The 19,258-nt window shown below is 42.1% G+C and carries 14 protein-coding genes; 3 read left to right on the plus strand and 11 right to left on the minus strand.

Translation table 11 applies throughout. The features are described from left to right. Window positions 1-8: 8 nt before the first annotated feature. The 3 genes from E2R53_RS12155 to E2R53_RS12165 form a co-directional block, all read right to left on the minus strand. Window positions 9-1,565 carry a fatty acid--CoA ligase family protein gene (locus E2R53_RS12155; protein ID WP_133311997.1) on the minus strand — a complete coding sequence of 519 codons (1,557 nt, stop codon included), beginning with the start codon at window positions 1,563-1,565 and terminating at the stop codon, window positions 9-11. A 159-nt stretch (window positions 1,566-1,724) separates the two neighbouring features. Then, window positions 1,725-2,714, minus strand: a complete 990-nt coding sequence (locus tag E2R53_RS12160; RefSeq protein ID WP_133311998.1) for a lipoate--protein ligase — start codon at window positions 2,712-2,714, stop codon at window positions 1,725-1,727. A 12-nt stretch (window positions 2,715-2,726) separates the two neighbouring features. Further along, the gene (locus tag E2R53_RS12165; protein ID WP_133311999.1) at window positions 2,727-3,467 is read right to left on the minus strand and encodes an MBL fold metallo-hydrolase; all 741 of its coding nucleotides are present in this window, start codon (window positions 3,465-3,467) and stop codon (window positions 2,727-2,729) included. A gap of 150 nt (window positions 3,468-3,617) precedes the next feature. On the opposite strand from E2R53_RS12165, the gene yhfH reads away from it, so the two are divergent. Further along, window positions 3,618-3,752 (plus strand): protein YhfH, encoded by a 135-nt coding sequence (yhfH, locus tag E2R53_RS12170; protein ID WP_070879296.1) that lies wholly within the window; start codon window positions 3,618-3,620, stop codon window positions 3,750-3,752. Between the two features lie 110 nt (window positions 3,753-3,862). Here the strand turns inward: yhfH and E2R53_RS12175 are convergent, their stop codons facing one another. From E2R53_RS12175 to E2R53_RS12210, 8 genes are all read right to left on the minus strand, one after another. After that, the gene (locus E2R53_RS12175; protein ID WP_133312000.1) at window positions 3,863-5,926 is read right to left on the minus strand and encodes a catalase; all 2,064 of its coding nucleotides are present in this window, start codon (window positions 5,924-5,926) and stop codon (window positions 3,863-3,865) included. Between the two features lie 140 nt (window positions 5,927-6,066). Then, complete coding sequence (locus E2R53_RS12180) at window positions 6,067-7,083, minus strand: LacI family DNA-binding transcriptional regulator (protein ID WP_133312001.1); 1,017 nt, start codon at window positions 7,081-7,083, stop codon at window positions 6,067-6,069. Window positions 7,084-7,273: 190 nt separating this feature from the next. Then, a complete protein-coding gene (locus E2R53_RS12185) occupies window positions 7,274-9,751 on the minus strand; it encodes a YhgE/Pip domain-containing protein (protein WP_133312002.1) in 2,478 nt (825 codons plus the stop codon). Window positions 9,752-9,831: 80 nt separating this feature from the next. Next, window positions 9,832-10,404, minus strand: coding sequence for a TetR/AcrR family transcriptional regulator (locus E2R53_RS12190; protein WP_133312003.1), 573 nt, complete (start codon window positions 10,402-10,404; stop codon window positions 9,832-9,834). A gap of 116 nt (window positions 10,405-10,520) precedes the next feature. Continuing rightward, complete coding sequence (hemY, locus tag E2R53_RS12195; RefSeq protein WP_133312004.1) at window positions 10,521-11,942, minus strand: protoporphyrinogen oxidase; 1,422 nt, start codon at window positions 11,940-11,942, stop codon at window positions 10,521-10,523. 22 nt (window positions 11,943-11,964) lie between these two features. Next, window positions 11,965-12,903, minus strand: coding sequence for a ferrochelatase (gene hemH / locus E2R53_RS12200; protein ID WP_133312005.1), 939 nt, complete (start codon window positions 12,901-12,903; stop codon window positions 11,965-11,967). A gap of 72 nt (window positions 12,904-12,975) precedes the next feature. Next, window positions 12,976-14,037 (minus strand): uroporphyrinogen decarboxylase, encoded by a 1,062-nt coding sequence (gene hemE / locus E2R53_RS12205; protein WP_133312006.1) that lies wholly within the window; start codon window positions 14,035-14,037, stop codon window positions 12,976-12,978. 651 nt (window positions 14,038-14,688) lie between these two features. Further along, on the minus strand, window positions 14,689-16,833 hold the full coding sequence (locus E2R53_RS12210; RefSeq protein WP_133312007.1) for a transglycosylase domain-containing protein: 2,145 nt from the start codon (window positions 16,831-16,833) through the stop codon (window positions 14,689-14,691). Window positions 16,834-16,969: 136 nt separating this feature from the next. Between E2R53_RS12210 and E2R53_RS12215 the strand changes: the two genes are divergently transcribed. Both E2R53_RS12215 and E2R53_RS12220 read left to right on the plus strand, forming a co-directional pair. Further along, the gene (locus E2R53_RS12215) at window positions 16,970-17,473 is read left to right on the plus strand and encodes an antibiotic biosynthesis monooxygenase family protein (protein ID WP_133312008.1); all 504 of its coding nucleotides are present in this window, start codon (window positions 16,970-16,972) and stop codon (window positions 17,471-17,473) included. Between the two features lie 397 nt (window positions 17,474-17,870). Continuing rightward, window positions 17,871-19,256 (plus strand): hypothetical protein, encoded by a 1,386-nt coding sequence (locus tag E2R53_RS12220; protein ID WP_133312274.1) that lies wholly within the window; start codon window positions 17,871-17,873, stop codon window positions 19,254-19,256. Window positions 19,257-19,258: the final 2 nt, after the last annotated feature.

Raw genomic sequence — 19,258 nt, forward strand, 5'->3', positions numbered from 1 at the left:
CCTCCTGACTATTTTTGAAGAACTTGATCTTTAAGCGCCCTGCGCAAGATTTTCCCTGTTGTATTTTTAGGAAGTTCTTCTAAAAACTCAATGGAACTTGGAACCTTATACTTAGCTAAATGTTCGCGGCAGTAAGCTTTTAATCCTTCTTCTGTCAGTGATTGATCTTTTAATACAACAAAACATTTTACTGCTTCTCCCTGGTTTGGATCCGGAACACCGACAACGGCTACTTCCACTACACCCGGATGATTGTAAAGCACTTCCTCAACCTCTCGCGGATAAACATTATATCCGCCGACTATCACCATATCTTTTTTGCGGTCGACAATGGTAAAGTAGCCTTCTTCATCCATTGTGGCAAGATCTCCGGTATAGAGCCAGCCATTCCGAATCGTATGGGCTGTTTCTTCAGGCATTTTATAGTACCCCTTCATGACGTTGGGACCTTTAACAATCAGCTCTCCAACTTGTCCATGAGGTACTTCTTCTCCTAATTCATTGACTACTTTATTTTCGACATTCAGAATGTTCGTGCCGATTGAGCCTGCTTTTCGCGGACGGTCAAGCGGATTGAAGCACGTAACTGGAGAAGCCTCAGATAATCCATAGCCTTCAGAAATAACGACCTTAAACTTCTGCTCAAATCCTTTTAATAGCGCAACCGGCATAGATGCCCCGCCTGAAATGCAGAGTCTGAGAGACTGCAGATCGTCTGCATCCCCCGCTGCGTGCTGTAAAAGGAAATTATACATTGTCGGCACACCTGCAAAAACAGTAGCTTCATAGGTTTTAATCAGCTTGAAAATGTCAGCAGGACTGAAGCGCGGCACAATTAACAGGGTTGCCCCGCTGATTAGCGGCGCATTAAGTGATACCGTCAAACAGAAAACGTGGAACATAGGTAAAGTAGCAACCACCTTGTCACCATCATTCATTTTCAAATAAGAACCTACATCTTTTGCATTACTGTAAAGGTTCTTGTGAGTGAGCATTGCCCCCTTAGGCTTTCCTGTCGTGCCTGATGTATATAAGATGACAGCAACATCTTCTTCTGAGAGAATGACCTCATCAGGATCCGAAACAGAAGAAGCGATTAAACTTGTAAACGATTTCATTTTAGAGCTGATTGAAAGTGCTGAAACATCCAATCCTGATTTTGCATCAGATGGAGGAGTTTCGCATGAAATGATATTCTCAAGCATTGGCAAAACATGATTCATTTTTTCAAATAAAGGCAGCAGAACATCAAGAGTAACAATTGTTTTTACATCACCATTGTTTAAAATATACCCGATTTCATCTGGTGTGTAGATTGGATTGATTGGAATGACTGTAGCGCCAGCCCTCATTGCTCCATATAGCGATATAACAAAATATGGTGAATTCCCAAGCACTAGAGCGAGATGATCCCCTTTTTTCACTCCGAGCTTCTGCAGGCCATCTGCAAATTTGCTGATTAAAACATCCAGTTCCCCATAGGATGTTTCTTTTCCCTCAAAGATAAATGCCGGCTTGTCTCTATACGTTTTTGCGGATAAAGACAGCTGTGATGATAAATTCATTCTCCCACCCCTTGTAAAAATGAATGAATAACCATTCATTTTCTAAAAATTTAAAACTATAAGTCTATTATATTTTATGAAAGAGAAATACTCAATAAACGGCTCGTTTAAATTATTTCAAAAAAAAGATGCCCGATTTACGGACATCCCTTGCATGTATTAATACAGCAAATCGATAAACTGATCTTTCTCCACGTTTCCAAAATAGTGTTTGATCTCAACGTCCCTGAGAGCCAGTTCAATTGAGGAACGATCATATTGCAGACCTTTTAAACGGTTTTCAATTTCTTCAACATCTCCCACTCCGAAGAAATCGCCAAAAATTTTGCAGTTTTCAATTTGGCCTTTCTTCACTTCCAGACGAACATCGATCTGGCCAATTGGAAAACGGTGTGAGTGCTGAAGATTGAAGGTTGGCGATTTTCCGTAATTCCAGTTCCAGTTCTGATAACGTTCTTTTGAGAGTTCATTGATTTTTCCCCAGTCTGATTCTGTCAGTCTGTATTGAGGGATTTCCCCATCCGTATCAAAGATATAACGGAGAATGATCTCTCTGAATTGCTCAATCGTGATTTTTTCTTCCAGAAATTCGCTGATGTTTGCTACCCGGCTGCGAATCGATTTTATGCCTTTTGATTCAATTTTATCTTTTTTCACCTTTAAAGCAGACACAACATTCTCCATCTCCGAATCAAACAGGAGAGTCCCATGGCTGAACATTCTGCCTCTCGTTGAAAACTGTGCGTTGCCTGATATTTTTTTGCCTTCAGCCAAAATATCATTTCTGCCGCTTAGCTCAGCATCCACCCCAAGGCGCTTTAACGCACGTGTCACAGGTTCAGTGAATTTCTTGAAATTGTGAAAGCTGTCTCCATCATCTTTTGTGATAAAGCTGAAATTTAAGTTTCCAAGATCGTGGTAAACAGCTCCGCCCCCTGATAATCTGCGGACAACATGCAGCCCTTGATCTTCTACATATTTCGTATTAATTTCTTCTATTGTATTTTGATTCTTCCCGATAATGATGGAAGGTTCATTTATATAGAAAAGCAGATAAGTTTGTTCAGGATCTAAGTTTTTCAGGCAATATTCCTCTATGGCCAGATTTATTCTTGGATCCGTAATTCCTTGATTATCGATAAATAGCATGGTTTGTTCCTCCTAAATTTCCTGTGTCCATGTTAAGCCGGCAGCAGCAAGGCGGACAGGACCTTGATAGATGGTCTGAGCTTCTGAGATTAACTCCTGATGGTTCCCGAAATGCGGCAAATGAGTAAGCATTAATTCTTTAACGGAAGCGCGATTTGCCAGTTTTGCTGCATCGTAACTATTCATATGTCCTGCACCTGACCCATCCATCTCTCCGTAAAAATTACACTCGCAAAGAAGAAGATCTGCCAGTTTTGAAAAGGGAATAAATTCTTCGATGAAGCTTGAGTCAGCTGTATAAACAACTTCTGCATCACCGTCAGAAATCCTCATTGCAAAACAGTCTACCGGGTGCTTTGTTTTTAAGAAACGAATGGTAAAAGGTCCGATTTGAATCTGTTCATTTGGATTATAGGCCTTCCCTATTGTCACGTCTTTATATGTAAGTCTTGCAAATTCCACCTGATCAGCGGCATGTCCATAGATCGGCAGTGCCCTGCTGTTCTTGTTTAAGTACTTTGCAATCAGTCTTGCAAATTGCAGCGGTCCCACATCTGAAATATGGTCATGGTGATAATGGGAAAGGATGACCGCATCAAGCTCTTCAGGCTTCACATAATTCTGCAGCTGTGATAAGACAGCACTTCCGCAGTCTACAAGGAGCCGAAATCCGTCAGATTCAAAAAGATATCCCGATGATGCCTCATTAACAGCTGGATACCCACCCCAAAAACCAACTACTGTTACCTTCATGACAATCCTCCTTTATTTTTATTCCTACCTCTCAATATACCCATTTTCATAAAAAATTGCATGTTTTATGATATTGTTACAAAACAGACGTTGACATATCTCCATCTGTTATAATACAATGATATTAACAACAACTTGGAGGGGATACCAATGTTAGTTAAAATGACTGAATTTTTCAAAAACCTGCCTGCTAAGAAGTGCTTGGAGTGCGGGGATAAAATTGAAGAACAGCATGAGTGTTACGGCAATACATGCGATAAATGCATGAAAATCAACCACATTTAACCTTTGTTCATCCTTACAATACCTATATTTTGGAGAAAGAATGTTACGTTCTTTCTCTTTTTTTATGCAATAAAAAAGACACTGAGAAATCAGTGCCTTTTCATATTCTATTAAACTTCTCTGTCCCAATGGCGATGCTCGGCTGCTGCTGCAATAAATGCATCAGAGAAAGTAGCCGCTTTTTCTGATGCTTCAGCAACTACTACGCCAGAACCATTGCCAATTCCCGCTGATTCAAGAATTTCAGCCGCTTCATAAGCTGCTCCGATTGCTTTAAAGTGGCTGAAGCCTTCTTTCAAGAAAGCAGCCGCTTCTTTCTTCTGAAGTAAGAGATCCCGGCTTTTCGTTCCTCCTGCAACGTAAATCGCGTCAAATAAGACGGAATCACTAGTAAGGAAAGTATGGTCCACTTCAAGTTGATGGCCGTCATCACTTTTAAGCGGGCTCAGTGTATGACTGACCACTTCAGGCGTCATTCCTGCTTCTTCCAATGAACTTAAGAATGGATTTAGCTGAGAGGCATTGTACCCGTCCTCAGCGAGTATCGCTACTTTTCGTGTATCCGGTAATTTGATTGTTTTTTCCTGACTGAGTGCAGGAGACGAGTTTGTTACACCTGACTCTGCTGTATCCTTATTGACCGATGCCCCAATGCCTGCTGCCACTTCTTCTGCAAGATTCATGTCTATGGCACTGATCATGTCAACAACCTGCTGCTGAACATATTTGCTCTTTACTTTTCCAAGTTCAAAGCGGAAAGCTGTAGTGATATGCTGCTTTTCAATTTCTGTCATGCTGTTCCAGAACAGCTTAGCCTGTGAAAAATGATCCTTAAAGCTCTCACTGCGCTGACGGATCTTACTTCCCTCTACCTTTTCCTGATAATGAACATAGCCGCCTTCTTCCTCAGCAGCCGGACGAGGGTCATTTTGAGCAAGTGAGTTTTTATGATACGCGGTCTGGCCGCGGTTAATCGTCATGCGGTGCATACCGTCTCTTTGATTGTTATGAAACGGACAGACGGGACGATTGATTGGAAGTTCATGAAAGTTTGGACCGCCAAGTCTTGAAAGCTGTGTATCTGTATATGAAAATAATCGGCCCTGAAGCAAAGGGTCATTTGAAAAATCAATGCCTGGAACTACACTTCCAGGATGGAACGCAACCTGCTCTGTTTCAGCAAACACATTATCCTGATTGCGGTCCAGCGTCATTTTTCCGATCAATTTTACAGGAACGATTTCCTCCGGCCATAGCTTTGTCGGATCTAGAATGTCAAAGTCAAAGTTAAACTCATTCTCTTCTTCTATGATTTGAACGCCTAGCTCATATTCTGGATAATCTCCATTTTCAATCGCTTCATAGAGATCTCTTCTATGAAAATCCGGATCTTTTCCTGCAAGCTTTTGAGCTTCATCCCACACAAGAGAATGAACGCCAAGCTTCGGCTTCCAGAGGAATTTCACAAAACGGCCTTTCCCTTCCTCGTTTACAAATCTGAAGGTATGGACGCCAAATCCCTCCATCATCCGGTAGCTTCGCGGGATCGCCCTGTCTGACATTGCCCACATAATCATATGTGCTGATTCCTGATTGTTTGCAATAAAATCCCAGAATGTATCATGAGCGGAAGAAGCCTGAGGCATTTCATTATGCGGTTCTGGTTTTAAAGCATGAACCAAATCCGGAAACTTGATCGCATCCTGAATGAAGAAAACCGGAATGTTATTTCCGACTAAATCATAATTTCCTTCCTCGGTATAAAACTTGGTTGCGAATCCCCTCGCATCCCTTACCGTATCACCTGAACCCCTTGAACCCGCAACCGTTGAAAACCGGACAAATACAGGCGTTTTAACAGAAGGATCCTGAAGAAATTTAGCCTTTGTGAATTCTTTCATCGGCTCGTAGACCTGAAAATAACCATGAGCCCCATAGCCCATAGCATGCACAATTCGCTCAGGAATGCGCTCATGATCAAAATGAGTCATCTTTTCCCTGAAATGAAAATCTTCCATCAAAGTAGGTCCCCGTACACCTGCTTTTAAAGAATGCTCATCATCTGAAACACGCAGCCCCTGATTCGTCGTCATTTTCTTTCCCGTATCATCTACCCGGTACGCTTCTAACTGTTCATCCTTGCTGTTTTTAGAATGCTTGGTCAATTGATTCATTCCTTCCGTTCTATTATATGTACTCTATTGAATTACCACATAATTTCGACAATGAAACCCATATTTCTTAGATTCCTTTCATCAAAAAAGACACTGCTTTTAAAACAGTGTCCTTAGCTCTCAATTCTTTGACTAATTTGTCATCTAAACTTTACAATCTCCTTACTCACAGTGGAATCCCTCACAATAAGCTTCAGAGGAAACTGGTAAATTTCAAGAGAATGATAGATTTTCCTGTTAATTTTATCAATCATCACATCCATTGCTTTTTTAGCCATTTCTCCTACAGGCTGGTGAACGGTTGTAATCATTGGATCAAGCAATTCCGTAATCGCCTGGTTATCAAAGCCCACGACGGCAAGCTCATCCGGCACGTTCCAGCCATGCTTTCTTGCTTCAGAGATGATTCCCGCTGCTACTTCATCAGCACCAGTAAAAACAGCTGTTGGTTTCTCATGCAGCTCTATTAATTCGCGGAAAACTCTCTTTCCATCTTCAATATTAAATGCGTCCCTGAACGCGGCATTTTCGTCAAAAGGCAGTCCTGTTTCTGCTAAGGCTTGTTTAAATCCTCTCTCCCGCTCTTTGGCAACATTGCTTCTGTGCCCTCCGCAGCAATAGGCGATATGTTTGTGGCCTTGCTCAATCAAGTGCTTTGTCGCTATGTAGCCTCCAAATGCCTGATCTAACCTGATCATAGGAACTTTTGCATTTTCTTCGAACTCATTGCACAATACGATTGGACCATACTCCATATACGGTTCGATTTTTCTCCAGTCATTTTCAAGGGATGCAAGGATCACGCCATCAACCTGCTTTGTTTTAAGCAGGTTTAAATATTTAAGTTCTTTGGTTTTAGAATATTGTGTCTGGCAAACAATCAGCTGATAGTTTCTCTCAGACGAAGCAATCTCCAATGACTCAATGAACTGGCTGAAAAAAGGATTGAGAACTCTTGGAATGAACACTGCTATAATTTCTGTCTTTTGATTGCGGAGACTTCTGGCGGATGAATTAGGTACATAACCCAGTTCTTCCATTGCTTCTAATACAACCCTTTTTTTAGATTCAGATACATACGGATGGTTGTTGATGACTCGTGATACCGTGGTTCTGGACAGTCCTGCAAGTCTGGCAACATCCTCAATTGTAGACACTTGCTTTCCCCCTCATCTCGCGAACGAATGGTGTCTCTATACAAATGAAATCGTTCTCATTTTCCATTATATTTCAAAATGTAAGGGCTTTCAATATATAAAACGATTGAATCTTTTCTCTGTCAGTTCACTCCTGGATCATTCATAATAAAAAAAACGCCTAAAGCATATCGCTTTAGACGTTTTTCCTTTATGCAGCTAATTCTTCTGCTTCTTCTCTTTTATTCTTTCTTAAAGCGAAGAAGAAATAAGCAATTGTGCCAATCATCATAGCAGCGATAAAGATCGCCAAAATGCCTGCCTGCTGCCACATGAAGGCAAAGTCACCAGATGAGATGACCGCTTTAAAGCCAGAGACTGAATAAGTCATAGGCAGCCATGCATTAAAGATCTGCAGCGCATTTGGAATCAGTTCAAGCGGGAATGTTCCTGCGCTTGTTGTAAGCTGTAAAATCAGGATGATGATAGCAACAAATCTTCCAGGATCGCCTAATGTTGTCACTAAGAATTGTACCAGTGTAATAAAAGTCAGACTCGTAATGATGCTGAATAAAACGAAATATGGAACACTTTGTACTTCAATGTTTAATCCATATAATAAGACTGCATCTGCAAGCAATGCCTGAATGACGCCAATGACTGCGAGAATGCCGAACTTGCTCATAAACCAGCCGATTGCACTTTTAGGAACGCCAGCCGCCTGTCTCAATGGGAAGACAATTGAAAGCAGCAATGCCCCAACAAATAAACCAAGTGACAAGAAGTAAGGTGCGAAGCCCGTTCCATAGTTAGGAACCGCATTTACTTTTTCATCTTTTACTTTTACAGGTTCGGAAATCATGTCGTACGTTTTATCTGAACCGCCTTTGTCTTTTGTTTCTTCTGCGGCTTCTCCAAGTTTAGAAGAAAGTTCCCCAGTTCCATCTGAAAGTTTGTCTACACCTTCATCTACTTTTCCGGCACCGTCTGCAAGCTGATTTGTACCGTCTTGAAGAGCAGATGAACCGTCTGCAAGCTTAGAAATTCCTGAATTGAGTTCACCGCTGCCGGCTGCAAGTTTTGCAGATCCAGCTTTTGCTTCAGCGAATTTCTGATTATATGTTTCTAATCCGTTTGTAAGCTTCTGCTGACCGGTTAAAAGCTTACCAGAACCATCATATAAAGCTTCTTGACCTGCAACAAGCTGATCTAAAGCAGTTTCAACCTGTTTTTGACCTGCGGCAAGCTGTCCGGATTTTTCAGATAGGGTAGCAGCGCCAGTTTGAAGTTTGTTTGCTCCTGCTGATAGCTCGCCGGATTTTTCAGATAGTGTTGCAACACCTGTTTGAAGCTTGTTTGCTCCTGCTGATAGCTCGCCGGATTTTTCAGATAGTGTTGCCGCACCTGATTGAAGCTTGTTTGCTCCTGCTGATAGCTCTCCAAGACTGCTTTCAAGCTTCTTGCTTCCTTGTGATAATTGATTGACACCTTTTGCTGCCTCAATTAACTTTTGTTTCTCTGCTTCCGGCAATGGCATTTTTTCAATTTGAGGAATCATAGCAGCCATCTGATCATTTAATGAAGATAATCCTGCAGATAACTCCGAAGCCCCTGCTTGTGCAGCCTGATTACCATCATAAAGACGATTTAAGCCTCCTGAAAGTTCTCCTGCACCGGCTGATAATGCTTTACTGCCGTCAGTAAGCTGATTTAAACCGCTTGATAATTCTCCTGCACCGGCTGATAATGCTTTATTGCCTTCAGCCAGCTGATTCAAACCGCCTGACAGCTCTCCCGCACCTGCACTGAGTTTAGCTGAACCGTCTGTTAACTGCGGAGCTGATTCCTGCAGCTTTGTCATCCCTGCAAGAGATGTACCCAATCCTTCGTTCAGCTTAACAGTCCCAGCTTCTGCTTCAGAAGAACCGCTCTGAAGCTGCTTTCCGCCGTCCTGCAGCTGACCAAGCCCGCTGTCCAGGCTTTTAATGCCGTTTGACAATTCCTTAGTACCGGCAGATGCACTATTCAATCCATCTTTGAAGCTGATTGATTTCTCAGCCAAAAGTTGAAGATTTTCCTTCAGTTTGCCAGATCCGTCTTTCAATTCGCCAACACCGTTATTGATCTCGCTGGCACCGTCACTTGCCTGGCCGATGCCGTCTGCAAGCTTATCAATATTTTCGAAAATACTTTCTGCATAGGTTTTCGTAATCGTATTTGAGACTTCTTCTTTTATTTGAGCAACAGCTGTTCCGCCTATCTGCCCTGATAGGAAGTTAAAGCCTTCATTCGGAACGTATTTTAATTCCAGGGACTGAGGATTTTTATCCATTAGAGTTGTAGCGTTTTTCGAAAAATCCCCAGGTATTTCAATCATCATGTAATATTGTTCATTTTCAAGGCCTCTTACCGCTTCATCCTTTGAGACAAAATCCCATTTAAACTTTGGATTATCCCTCAAATTATCAACCAGATCTGAGCCAATCTTCAATTCGGTTCCTTCGTAATCTGCCCCGGTGTCTTCATTCACTACTGCAACCGGCAGCTGATCTAATTGTTCATATGGATCCCAAAACGCCCATAGGAACATTCCGGCGTACATTAGCGGAATAAATAATACAGCGAGTACTGGAATAAGAACTTTTTTGTTGGAAACTAATGCTTTCCATTCTTTCGCTATTAAGCTCATTCAAAAATCTCCTCCTATAAATATTCATATTGACCATTTTGTTCATTTGGTCAATTCTGTTTAAAAAAATAGAGGACCATCTATTTTGACAATCCTTTTAATAAGTAAAGCTGAAAAAGATCTGCTATTTCCGCTTTTTCAAGCGGCTGATGATATTTTTCCCAATCAAAAATAAGGGAAATGTAAAGCTTCACCATCACAAATGCCGTTACTTCAGGATTGCATTCCCGAAGCTCGCCTTTTGAAACGGCAGCTTCTATTTTTGAAGCAATAAACTGCAGAATCATTTTCTCAAGGCGCTGCACAACTTCCTGTACAGCCGGAGTGCCAACATCTGTGCTTTCCTGAAAGATTTTGATTGTGAACTGATGTTTTTTCCGAAATTCAAGCAGACTGTATAAAGCACGATGTACATTTTCGAAAAAAGGCAGATCATCATCCATTGCTTTTTCTGCTTCCATTCTCATTTCAGCAAGAAGCGTGGATACAATCTCATCAAAGAGTTCTTCTTTGTTTTTAAAAAAAGTGTAGATGGTCCCTTTGCCAACGTTGGCAAGCTTCGCAACAGAGTCCATTGTTGTAGCTTTGTAGCCAAATTGTGTAAACGACCTCTTTGCAGCCTCCACAATTAAATGTTTTCGATCAATGCTCAATCGGCTTACCTCCATCAAAATGACCAAATGACAAATCTGGTCAATTAGTACAGAACTTAATATATCACAGGAATTTCTCACAATCAAGATTAAACATCAAAAAAAACAACTCTCTTTTAAAGAGTTGCCTTTTTGAGATACTCCAATGCATTAGCTGCAGCCATTATTCCCTGATCAATACAATCAGGAATCCCTACGCCCGAATAGGAAGCACCTGCTAAAAACATACCAGGATAAGAATTCATCATTTTTGTTTTCACCTCAAGAATTTCTTCCTGATGACCGACATTATATTGCGGCATCGCTTCTTTCCATCTTGAAACGACAGTGAATTCAGGTTTCTTATCTATTTTCATGATTTTGTTTAGATCCTCTAAAACAGCACTGATAATTTCATGATCAGGCTGTTCCACAATCGCCTGATCACCTGCTTTGCCTACATATGCACGAATCAGAGCTTTTCCTGCCGGAACGGTATGAGGCCATTTCCGATGTGTCCATGTGCAGGCAGTAATCGTGTAATCGCCATTTCTGGAAATAACAAATCCTGTGCCGTTTCCTTCAATATCAACGGCTTCTTCCGGAAAAGCCATAGCGACAGTCGCAACTGATGTTGAAGGCATTTCCTGCATATACTGATAATTTTCTTTGTCAGGCAGCATGTTTGCCGCTTGCTGATGTGGAGTTGTGATGATAACGGAATCCGCTTCAATTAAGTCCCCATTGCTTAGCCTAAGTATATATCCAGCGTTTTTTTTCACAATACTTTCCACTTTAACGCCTTTTAAAATCTTCGTTTCGTCAAGCTTGCTTTCAGCGGCATCCACCAAACTCTGCAGTCCGCCTTTTACCGTTTGAAAAATACCTTTTTTACGTGCGGGTTCATGTTTCTGGTTCGATGCGGGCAGTCCTTTTTTCATCCCAAGTATCAAACTGCGGTGATCCTGCTCCACTTTATGAAATTGCGGAAACGTCGACATTAAACTCAGCTTGTCTATATCTCCTGCATAAATTCCTGAAAGAAGAGGTTCAATCAGATTTTCGACAACTTCATTCCCCAGACGCCTTCTGAAAAAATGACCAAGTGATTGATCACCTGTCTCTTTTTTCGCAGGAAGGATAAAATCACCGGCAGCTCTTGCTTTTCCCAAAATGGAAAATAACCCTGTTGTAACAAAAGGAAGGATTTGTGTAGGGATACCCATTACAGCACCTGCCGGGATCGGATGCAGCCGATCTCCTACAAGCACATAAGATCTTCCTGTTGCATTGTTTACGAGCTCTGACGCTAGTCCAACATCTTTGACAAACTGCGGTGCACTCGTTTTTCTTTCTAGAAAAGAGTCAGGTCCGCGTTCTATGATAAATCCATCCTTATGGACAGTCTGGATCTTCCCCCCAAGTCTCGGACTTGCTTCGATCAAGATTGATTCTGCCTGCAGGTTGTTTTCCTGTATTTCTTTTTGCAAGTAAAATGCCGCGGATAATCCAGTTATCCCTCCGCCAATGATGACAACTTTCTTTTTCTTGTCAGTCATTGTTTATCGCCTTCTTTTTTGTTTACTTTTTCATAGATAATTCTTTTAAGACAACCGTTGACAGACAGTCGATGAATTCATCCTTGGCATTCGGCATTTCCGGTCTGTAATACTTCGCGCCAAGTTCATCTGTAACCACTTTACATTCATAATCATTATCAAATAAAACCTCTAGATGATCTGCAACGAAGCCGACTGGTATATAGACAAACGTACGGTATCCTTTTTGTTCATATAGATCTCTGGTTAAGTCCTGTACATCTGGTCCAAGCCACGGTTCAGGCGTATTGCCTGCACTTTGCCAGCCAATTTCATAGTTTTCAATGCCGGCAGCTCCTGCGATCAGATCTGCTGTTTCTTGAAGCTGGTTAGGATACGGATCTCCCGCTGCTATAATTTTTTCAGGCAAGCTGTGTGCAGACACGATTAAGACAGCCTTTTCTCGTTCTTCTGAAGTCATAGATGAATAGGTTTCTTTCACTTTTTTCGTCCAGTAATCAATAAATTTAGGCTCTTTATACCAGCTCTCAACAGATGTAATCTTCAGTCCCCCAAGATTTTCTGCTTCCTGCTTTGCCCGTCCGTTATATGATTTGACGCTGAAAGTGGAGAAATGAGGAGCAAGCACGATGCTGACTGCTTCCTCAATGCCATCTTCCTTCATTTGTTTTACGGCATCTTCTACGAAAGGCTCAATATGTTTTAGTCCCAGATACATTTTAAATTGCACATCATTCTGAACAGCATTTAAATGTTCTTCAAGGGATTTAGCTTGATCCAATGTGATTTTGGCAAGAGGAGATATACCGCCAATTGCTTCGTAGCGGTCCTTTAAATCCTGAAGCATTTCAGGAGCAGGCGGACGGCCGTGTCTAATATGTGTATAATAGCGCTCAATGTCTTCCTCTTTATATGGAGTTCCGTATGCCATAACGAGAAGACCCATTGTTTTCTTTGTCATTTTTCCCTACACCTCTTTGGTTAGTTATAAGATCTAGTCTTATTTTGCCATTACTCAGGGCAAGATTCCAAATCAGATGCTCTTCGCACGCTTGGCAGTTTTTGTATAATCATGAATGAAACCTGTTAATTTTCTGAGAACATCCGGATTAACAGAAGGGAATACACCATGTCCAAGGTTGAAAATATAACCGTCCTGCTTCATTCCCTGGTCAAGAATGTTTTTAGCGCGCTCCTCAATCACTTCCCAAGGGGCTAGAAGGATTGCAGGATCAAGGTTTCCCATTATTGTTTTTGTAAGTCCCATGGAGCGTGCCTGATCTACTTGCAGTCTCCAATCAAGTCCGACTACATCAAGCGGCAGGTCATGCCATTCATGCGCAAGGTGGCTTGCTCCCACGCCGAACATAATCATCGGAACATTTTCTTCCTTCATCGAAGTGAAAATGCGTTCCATGACAGGTTTAATAAAGTAACGATAATCTGATTCATTTAAAGCGCCGACCCATGAATCAAAAATTTGAATCGCTTTTGCCCCTGCTTTGATTTGAGCCTTCAAGTAAATAATGGTCATGTCTGCAAGCTTGTCCATAAGCGTAAACCATGCTTTCGGCTCAGCATACATAAATGCCTTTGTTTTGTTGTAGTTTTTAGACGGTCCGCCTTCGATCATGTAGCTTGCCATCGTAAATGGAGCTCCGGCAAACCCGATTAATGGAACATTCAATTGCTCTGTTGTCAGCAATTTAATCGTATCGAGCACATATGGAATGTCGCTTTCAGGGTCGATTTCGCCAAGCTTTTCAACGTCTGACAGCGACCTGATTGGATTATCAATAACAGGGCCAATACCTGACTTGATTTCAACATCTACCCCAATTGATGGAAGCGGTGTCATGATATCCTTATATAAAATAGCCGCGTCCACACCATACTGCTCTACCGGCAATCTTGTGACATATGCACACAGCTCGGGCTGATGCGTAATCTCAAACAGACTGTACTTTTCTTTAATAGCACGGTACTCCGGCTGTGATCTTCCTGCCTGCCTCATATACCATACAGGAACATGATCTGTTTTTTCACCTCTGCACGCCCTAAGGAATGTATCATTAAACTGCTTTGTATCCGTCATAAATCCTCAAATCCACCTTTCTATGTAAAACAACACGCTATCCTATGTTTTTGCTTCTTACACTATAACTGTTTCACCCTTGCTTGTATAGATTTCACAAATAAATGTCAACAAATTGACACTGAAACACCGAAAAGCGGAGCCGACTGTTCAGCTCCGACAGGCAGATAAGGATCAGCCAGTGAAGGCGCTTTTTGCCTTTGCTGGCTGATCCGTTCTGACCGAGGAGCTAGGAGGCGGAGCTAGACAACACCGAAAAGCGGAGCCGACTGTTCAGCTCCGACAGGCAGATAAGGATCCGGCTGAAAAGGCGCTTTTTGCCTTTACAGACGGAGCCGTTCAGGCCGAGGAGCTAGGAGGCGGAACTGGACATCACGAAAAGCGGAACCGACTGTTCAGAACGAAGAGTCAATATCGAATTGAAGGGGTTTTCAATTTAATTGGAGGGGTTTGGGAATTAATTCATGGGGTTTTCCAATTAATTGGAGGATTTTGGTCTCGCCAGTTGTACTAGGAGGCGGACCTAGACACCACCGAAAAGCGGAGCCGACTGTTCAGGCTCAGGCAGACAGAAAAGGATCCGGCTGAAAAGTCCAGTTTTGACTTAACTGCCAGATCCGTCCTGATCAATAGGAACGCTGTCAGAACCAGCTAGTAAGGAGTCGTTGAAAATAGTTTTGGTTTAACAGGTTTTGAGCCTTTGCCTTCTTGATCCGTTTGCTCATTATAAGGAACAACTTTATAAGAGGCTTCTGAGAACAGGTTAGAATAAGGAATTTCATAGGAATCTTTTCCTTTAACATAACCGACAAGGTTGTCCCCGCTTCCGCTTGTTTCATAAATTCTGTAGATGACACGGTCATCCTTCTGAGCTTTCCAGTTCAGTGTGACGGTAAATAAACCGAGCGGCTTGAATGTATACTTTGCATCAACCGCACCAAGATTTTTAAGCCTGATCGGTTCTTCCAGATCCTCTACCCCTTTTGGAAGACTGAACGAAACATTCTGATCAAGCGAAGTATTTCTTAAGATATCTTTAAATAGTCTTGTTGGATAGGAACTGCCATGAGTCAGATGCTGCTCACTGTTTGTCTTATCGTAGCCCATCCATAGGGCACCTGAAACTTTCGGTGTATAGCCTACAAACCATGCATCTTTTACAGCGCCTTTTTTATCGACATATGAAGTTGTGCCTGTTTTTCCGGCAAGTTCCCCGCCGTATGTTCCTGTCTGTCCTGTCCCGTCTTCAACTACCTCTTGAAGCATCCTTGTCATGTTCCATGCAGTCTGAGAAGAAAAAATCCGCTTCTTCTCTTGTTTTACTTCTCCGATTTTTTTTGACTCACGGTCCTCTATCTTTTGAATAACAAACGGCTCACTATAAACGCCGTACTGGGCGAATGATCTGTAGGCATTTGCAAGCTGCAATGGGGATACCCCGTCCTTTAGTCCGCCGAGCGCGATGGAAAGACCGTTATCTTCTATAGAAAGACCCGACTTCTCAAGGTACTTCTTGCTCTTAGAAATGCCTATTTCATTTAATGCCCACACAGCAGGAGCATTTTTAGAAGCAGCAATCGCGTCATACATGGTTACCTCTTCATCGTACTGCTGATCATTATTTTTGGGCTGATACCCATTATATGAGACAGGTTTGTCTTCGAGCAGTGAATAAGGTCCGAATTCGTCTTCTTCCATTGCCGGTCCATATACGGCAATTGGTTTAAAAGTTGAACCAGGCTGCCTTTTAGTATTGACGCGGTTAAACCCTTTCTGAGTATAATTTCTGCCCCCAATCGCAGCCAGAACTCCGCCGGTTTTATTATCAAGAAGGACAAATGCTCCTTCTGCATGCTGATTTGTTCCCGGAAAGTATTCTTCTTTTTTAAACAGCTCATAAGCTGTTTCCTGCATTTCCGTATTTATAGGAACTGTGACTGTATAGCCTCCCCGCATCAATTCCTCATTTGATAGAGCATATCGATCTTCAGCTTCGTCCATCACCATATCAATGTATGTTGTGAGCCACGGGGATTCTGATTCTTTAAAAATATTTAAACCAAGCGTCTTTCCTTGAGCGCGGACGACTTCTTCAGGTGTGAGATAATTTTGATCGCCCATAAGGCTCAGAATAGTATCACGGCGCTCTTTGCTTCTTTCAGGATGAAGAACCGGGGAATAATTGGAAGGTGCTTTTGGGAGACCGGCAAGCATCGCTCCTTCTTCGAGAGTCAGATCCTTTGCATCTTTATTGAAATAGTAAAGCGCAGCACTTTGAATGCCGTACGCCCCATGACCGAAATAAACTTGATTCAAATACATTTCAAGCAATTTATTTTTGCTGTATTTGTTTTCAAGGCTCATCGCGATGGCTGCTTCTTTGGTTTTTCTTAGAAGAGATTTTTCAGTAGAGAGAAACGTATTTTTGGCAAGCTGCTGGGTAATTGTACTTCCGCCCTCCACTTTCTGGCCGGCAAGCAGATCTTTATATAAAGCCCTCGTTATGGCCTTCATATCGATTCCATTGTGTTCATAAAACCGTTTATCTTCTACAGCAATAAATGCATTGCGGACATGCTCCGGAATTTCTTTAATCATTACGGGCTCACGGTTCTGCAAATACAGCTCCGAAACCTTTTTGCCTTTTAAATCCACCAAAGTGGTAGTCGAATCCATGACAAGCTTTTTCTCATCTATAGAATAATCGCCAATCACTAAAATGAGCAGGTAGACTGCAAAAGCAATTACAGCTGTCGATAGTGCAACACTGGCAGAGAGGATGATTTTTTTCCGCATGTCATCACCTACAATTCGTTTAATTTAGATACCCTTATTATTGTTAAATAAAGGAATGAATATGTACAATCGAGGCAGAAAATAGCAATAATTATGGAATCATTGTTATAATGAAACAAAAAGAGGTGAATGTAAAATGAATTTTTATGTCACATTTGGAACTGCAGACTATTTAGCTAAAACAGCATCTGAAAATCAGAATGAAAAAATGCTTCTTATGCAAAATGAGGATAAAGCGATTCTGTTACATGAAAGCGATGCCCCTTCCCTTTTTAAGGAGCCTAAAAAATATGAGGTTCTTGATGGTGTGGGTGATTTCCAAAACGGAAGCTATGCTGTCCTGAACAATATTCCTGTATCTGATGAAGGGAAGCCTCTCTTTGAACAGCGCTTCAAAGAACGGGCACGGATGATTGAAGGCGAGCCCGGATTTGTCGCAATTCGTGTGCTTAGACCTGTAAATGATGATACTTATGTCATCCTTACTCTTTGGAAAGATGAATCGTCCTTTAAAAACTGGCAGCAATCAAAATCGTATGAACAGGCTCATAAAAAAAGAGGGACAAGCGAAGGTGTAGACCAAAAACCGATTTTCCCAAGACCTTCTTACGTAACAACCTATTATGCTGTAACCGAATAAAAGAATGTACGATCTGAACCTTCGCATTTGACGGAGGTTTTTTTTGTGCCTGAGGGAGCACTTATGAACAGCCGGTTCCGCATTTCGTTTTGTCCAGCTCCATCACCCAACTCCTCGGCCAAAACTGCTCCGCCAGTGAAGGCAAAAAGCGCCTTGTCTGTCGGAGGTAAACGGACGATTCCGCTTTTCGGTGGTGTCTAGCTCCGCCTCCTAGGACCTCGGCCAGAACAGTCGGCTCCGCTTTTCGGGATACGGTGACAATATTTCCTTGGAAATGACAGCATTCTACTAAAATAATACCCCCTATTCCTTTAAAAATAACAATCACAACCTAGTATGCCGGACATAACCTGTATTACAGGAATTTAGGCATATATACAGGAGCGGAGTGATTATGATGGGGGCTGAGTTAACTCTCATACATTGGTTTTATGTGTTTTTCATTATCAGTATTATAGGATTCATGCTTTTCAGGCGGGATACAACCGTTGTCAGCATTATCGGGATCATTGTCATTTCTTTTGTCGCGAGCCATTCTTTAAGCCATTCAATTACAAGTGTTTTCAACAGCTTTATTTTTGCTATCACTGAGCTGCTGCCGACGATCCTTGTGATTTCCATCATTGTTTCAATGAGCAAGATTTTAGAAGTAACCGGAATAAATGAATCAATGGTTTCGCCATTCACAAAAATCATTCGCAATCCAACACTTGCTTTCTGGACAATTGGGCTATTAATGATGACGATTTCCTGGTTTTTCTGGCCTTCACCCGCTGTTGCGCTGATTGGCGCTGTTCTGCTGCCAGTTGCCATAAAAGCAGGTCTCCCGGCATTAGGGGCAGCAATGGCCATGAACTTATTCGGTCATGGAATTGCTCTTTCGGGCGACTTTGTCATTCAGGCTGCTCCAAAACTTACGTCAGATGCAGCGGGTCTTCCGATTGGCGATGTAATCAGTGCATCCATTCCGCTCGTTGTTGTGATGGGGACTGTTACAACGATAACAGCTTATTTCCTCTTAATGAGAGATATGAAGCTTGGTAAGTCATTTCCGTCTCTTACAATGCCAAGCTCAGCTGAGAAAAAAACGCAGCTTCTGACTGACAGGATGAAAATGTTCATGGCCTTGTTTATTCCCATATTATTTGCGATTGATATCCTGCTGATGGTTAAGCTTAACTTGCAGGGCGGAGATGCAACAGCTTTAATCGGAGGAACTGCACTTGTCATTCTGCTTGCTGTTTGTCTGCTTGCTCACAGAAATGCGAGTCTCGAAAAAACAACAGGATACATGATTGAAGGGTTTCAATTTGGCTTTAAGGTGTTTGGTCCTGTTATTCCGATTGCAGCTTTCTTTTATCTGGGAGATGCCGGATTTGTTAAAATTGTCGGCGATTTTTTACCAAAAACTTCTCAGGGAATTGTAAACGACCTTGGGGTGGCCCTCGCATCTGTTGTTCCTTTAACTAAAGAAATCGCAGCTATTACACTGACTGGTGTCGGCGTGCTTACCGGTCTTGATGGCTCTGGATTTTCAGGGATATCACTTGCAGGCTCAATTGCCAGTTTGTTTTCTACAGCTATAGGTACAGGAGCTGCCACATTAACAGCCTTAGGTCAAATCACAGCCATCTGGGTAGGCGGAGGGACTATCATTCCATGGGCGCTTATTCCTGCTGCTGCCATATGCGGAGTCGATCCATTTGAACTTGCAAGACGAAATATCCTCCCTGTGACAATAGGTTTGATTGTGACCACGATTGTAGCTATGTTTTTAATGTAAAG

Source organism: Peribacillus frigoritolerans, from assembly GCF_004358755.1.
GTDB lineage: Bacteria > Bacillota > Bacilli > Bacillales > Bacillaceae > Bacillus_P.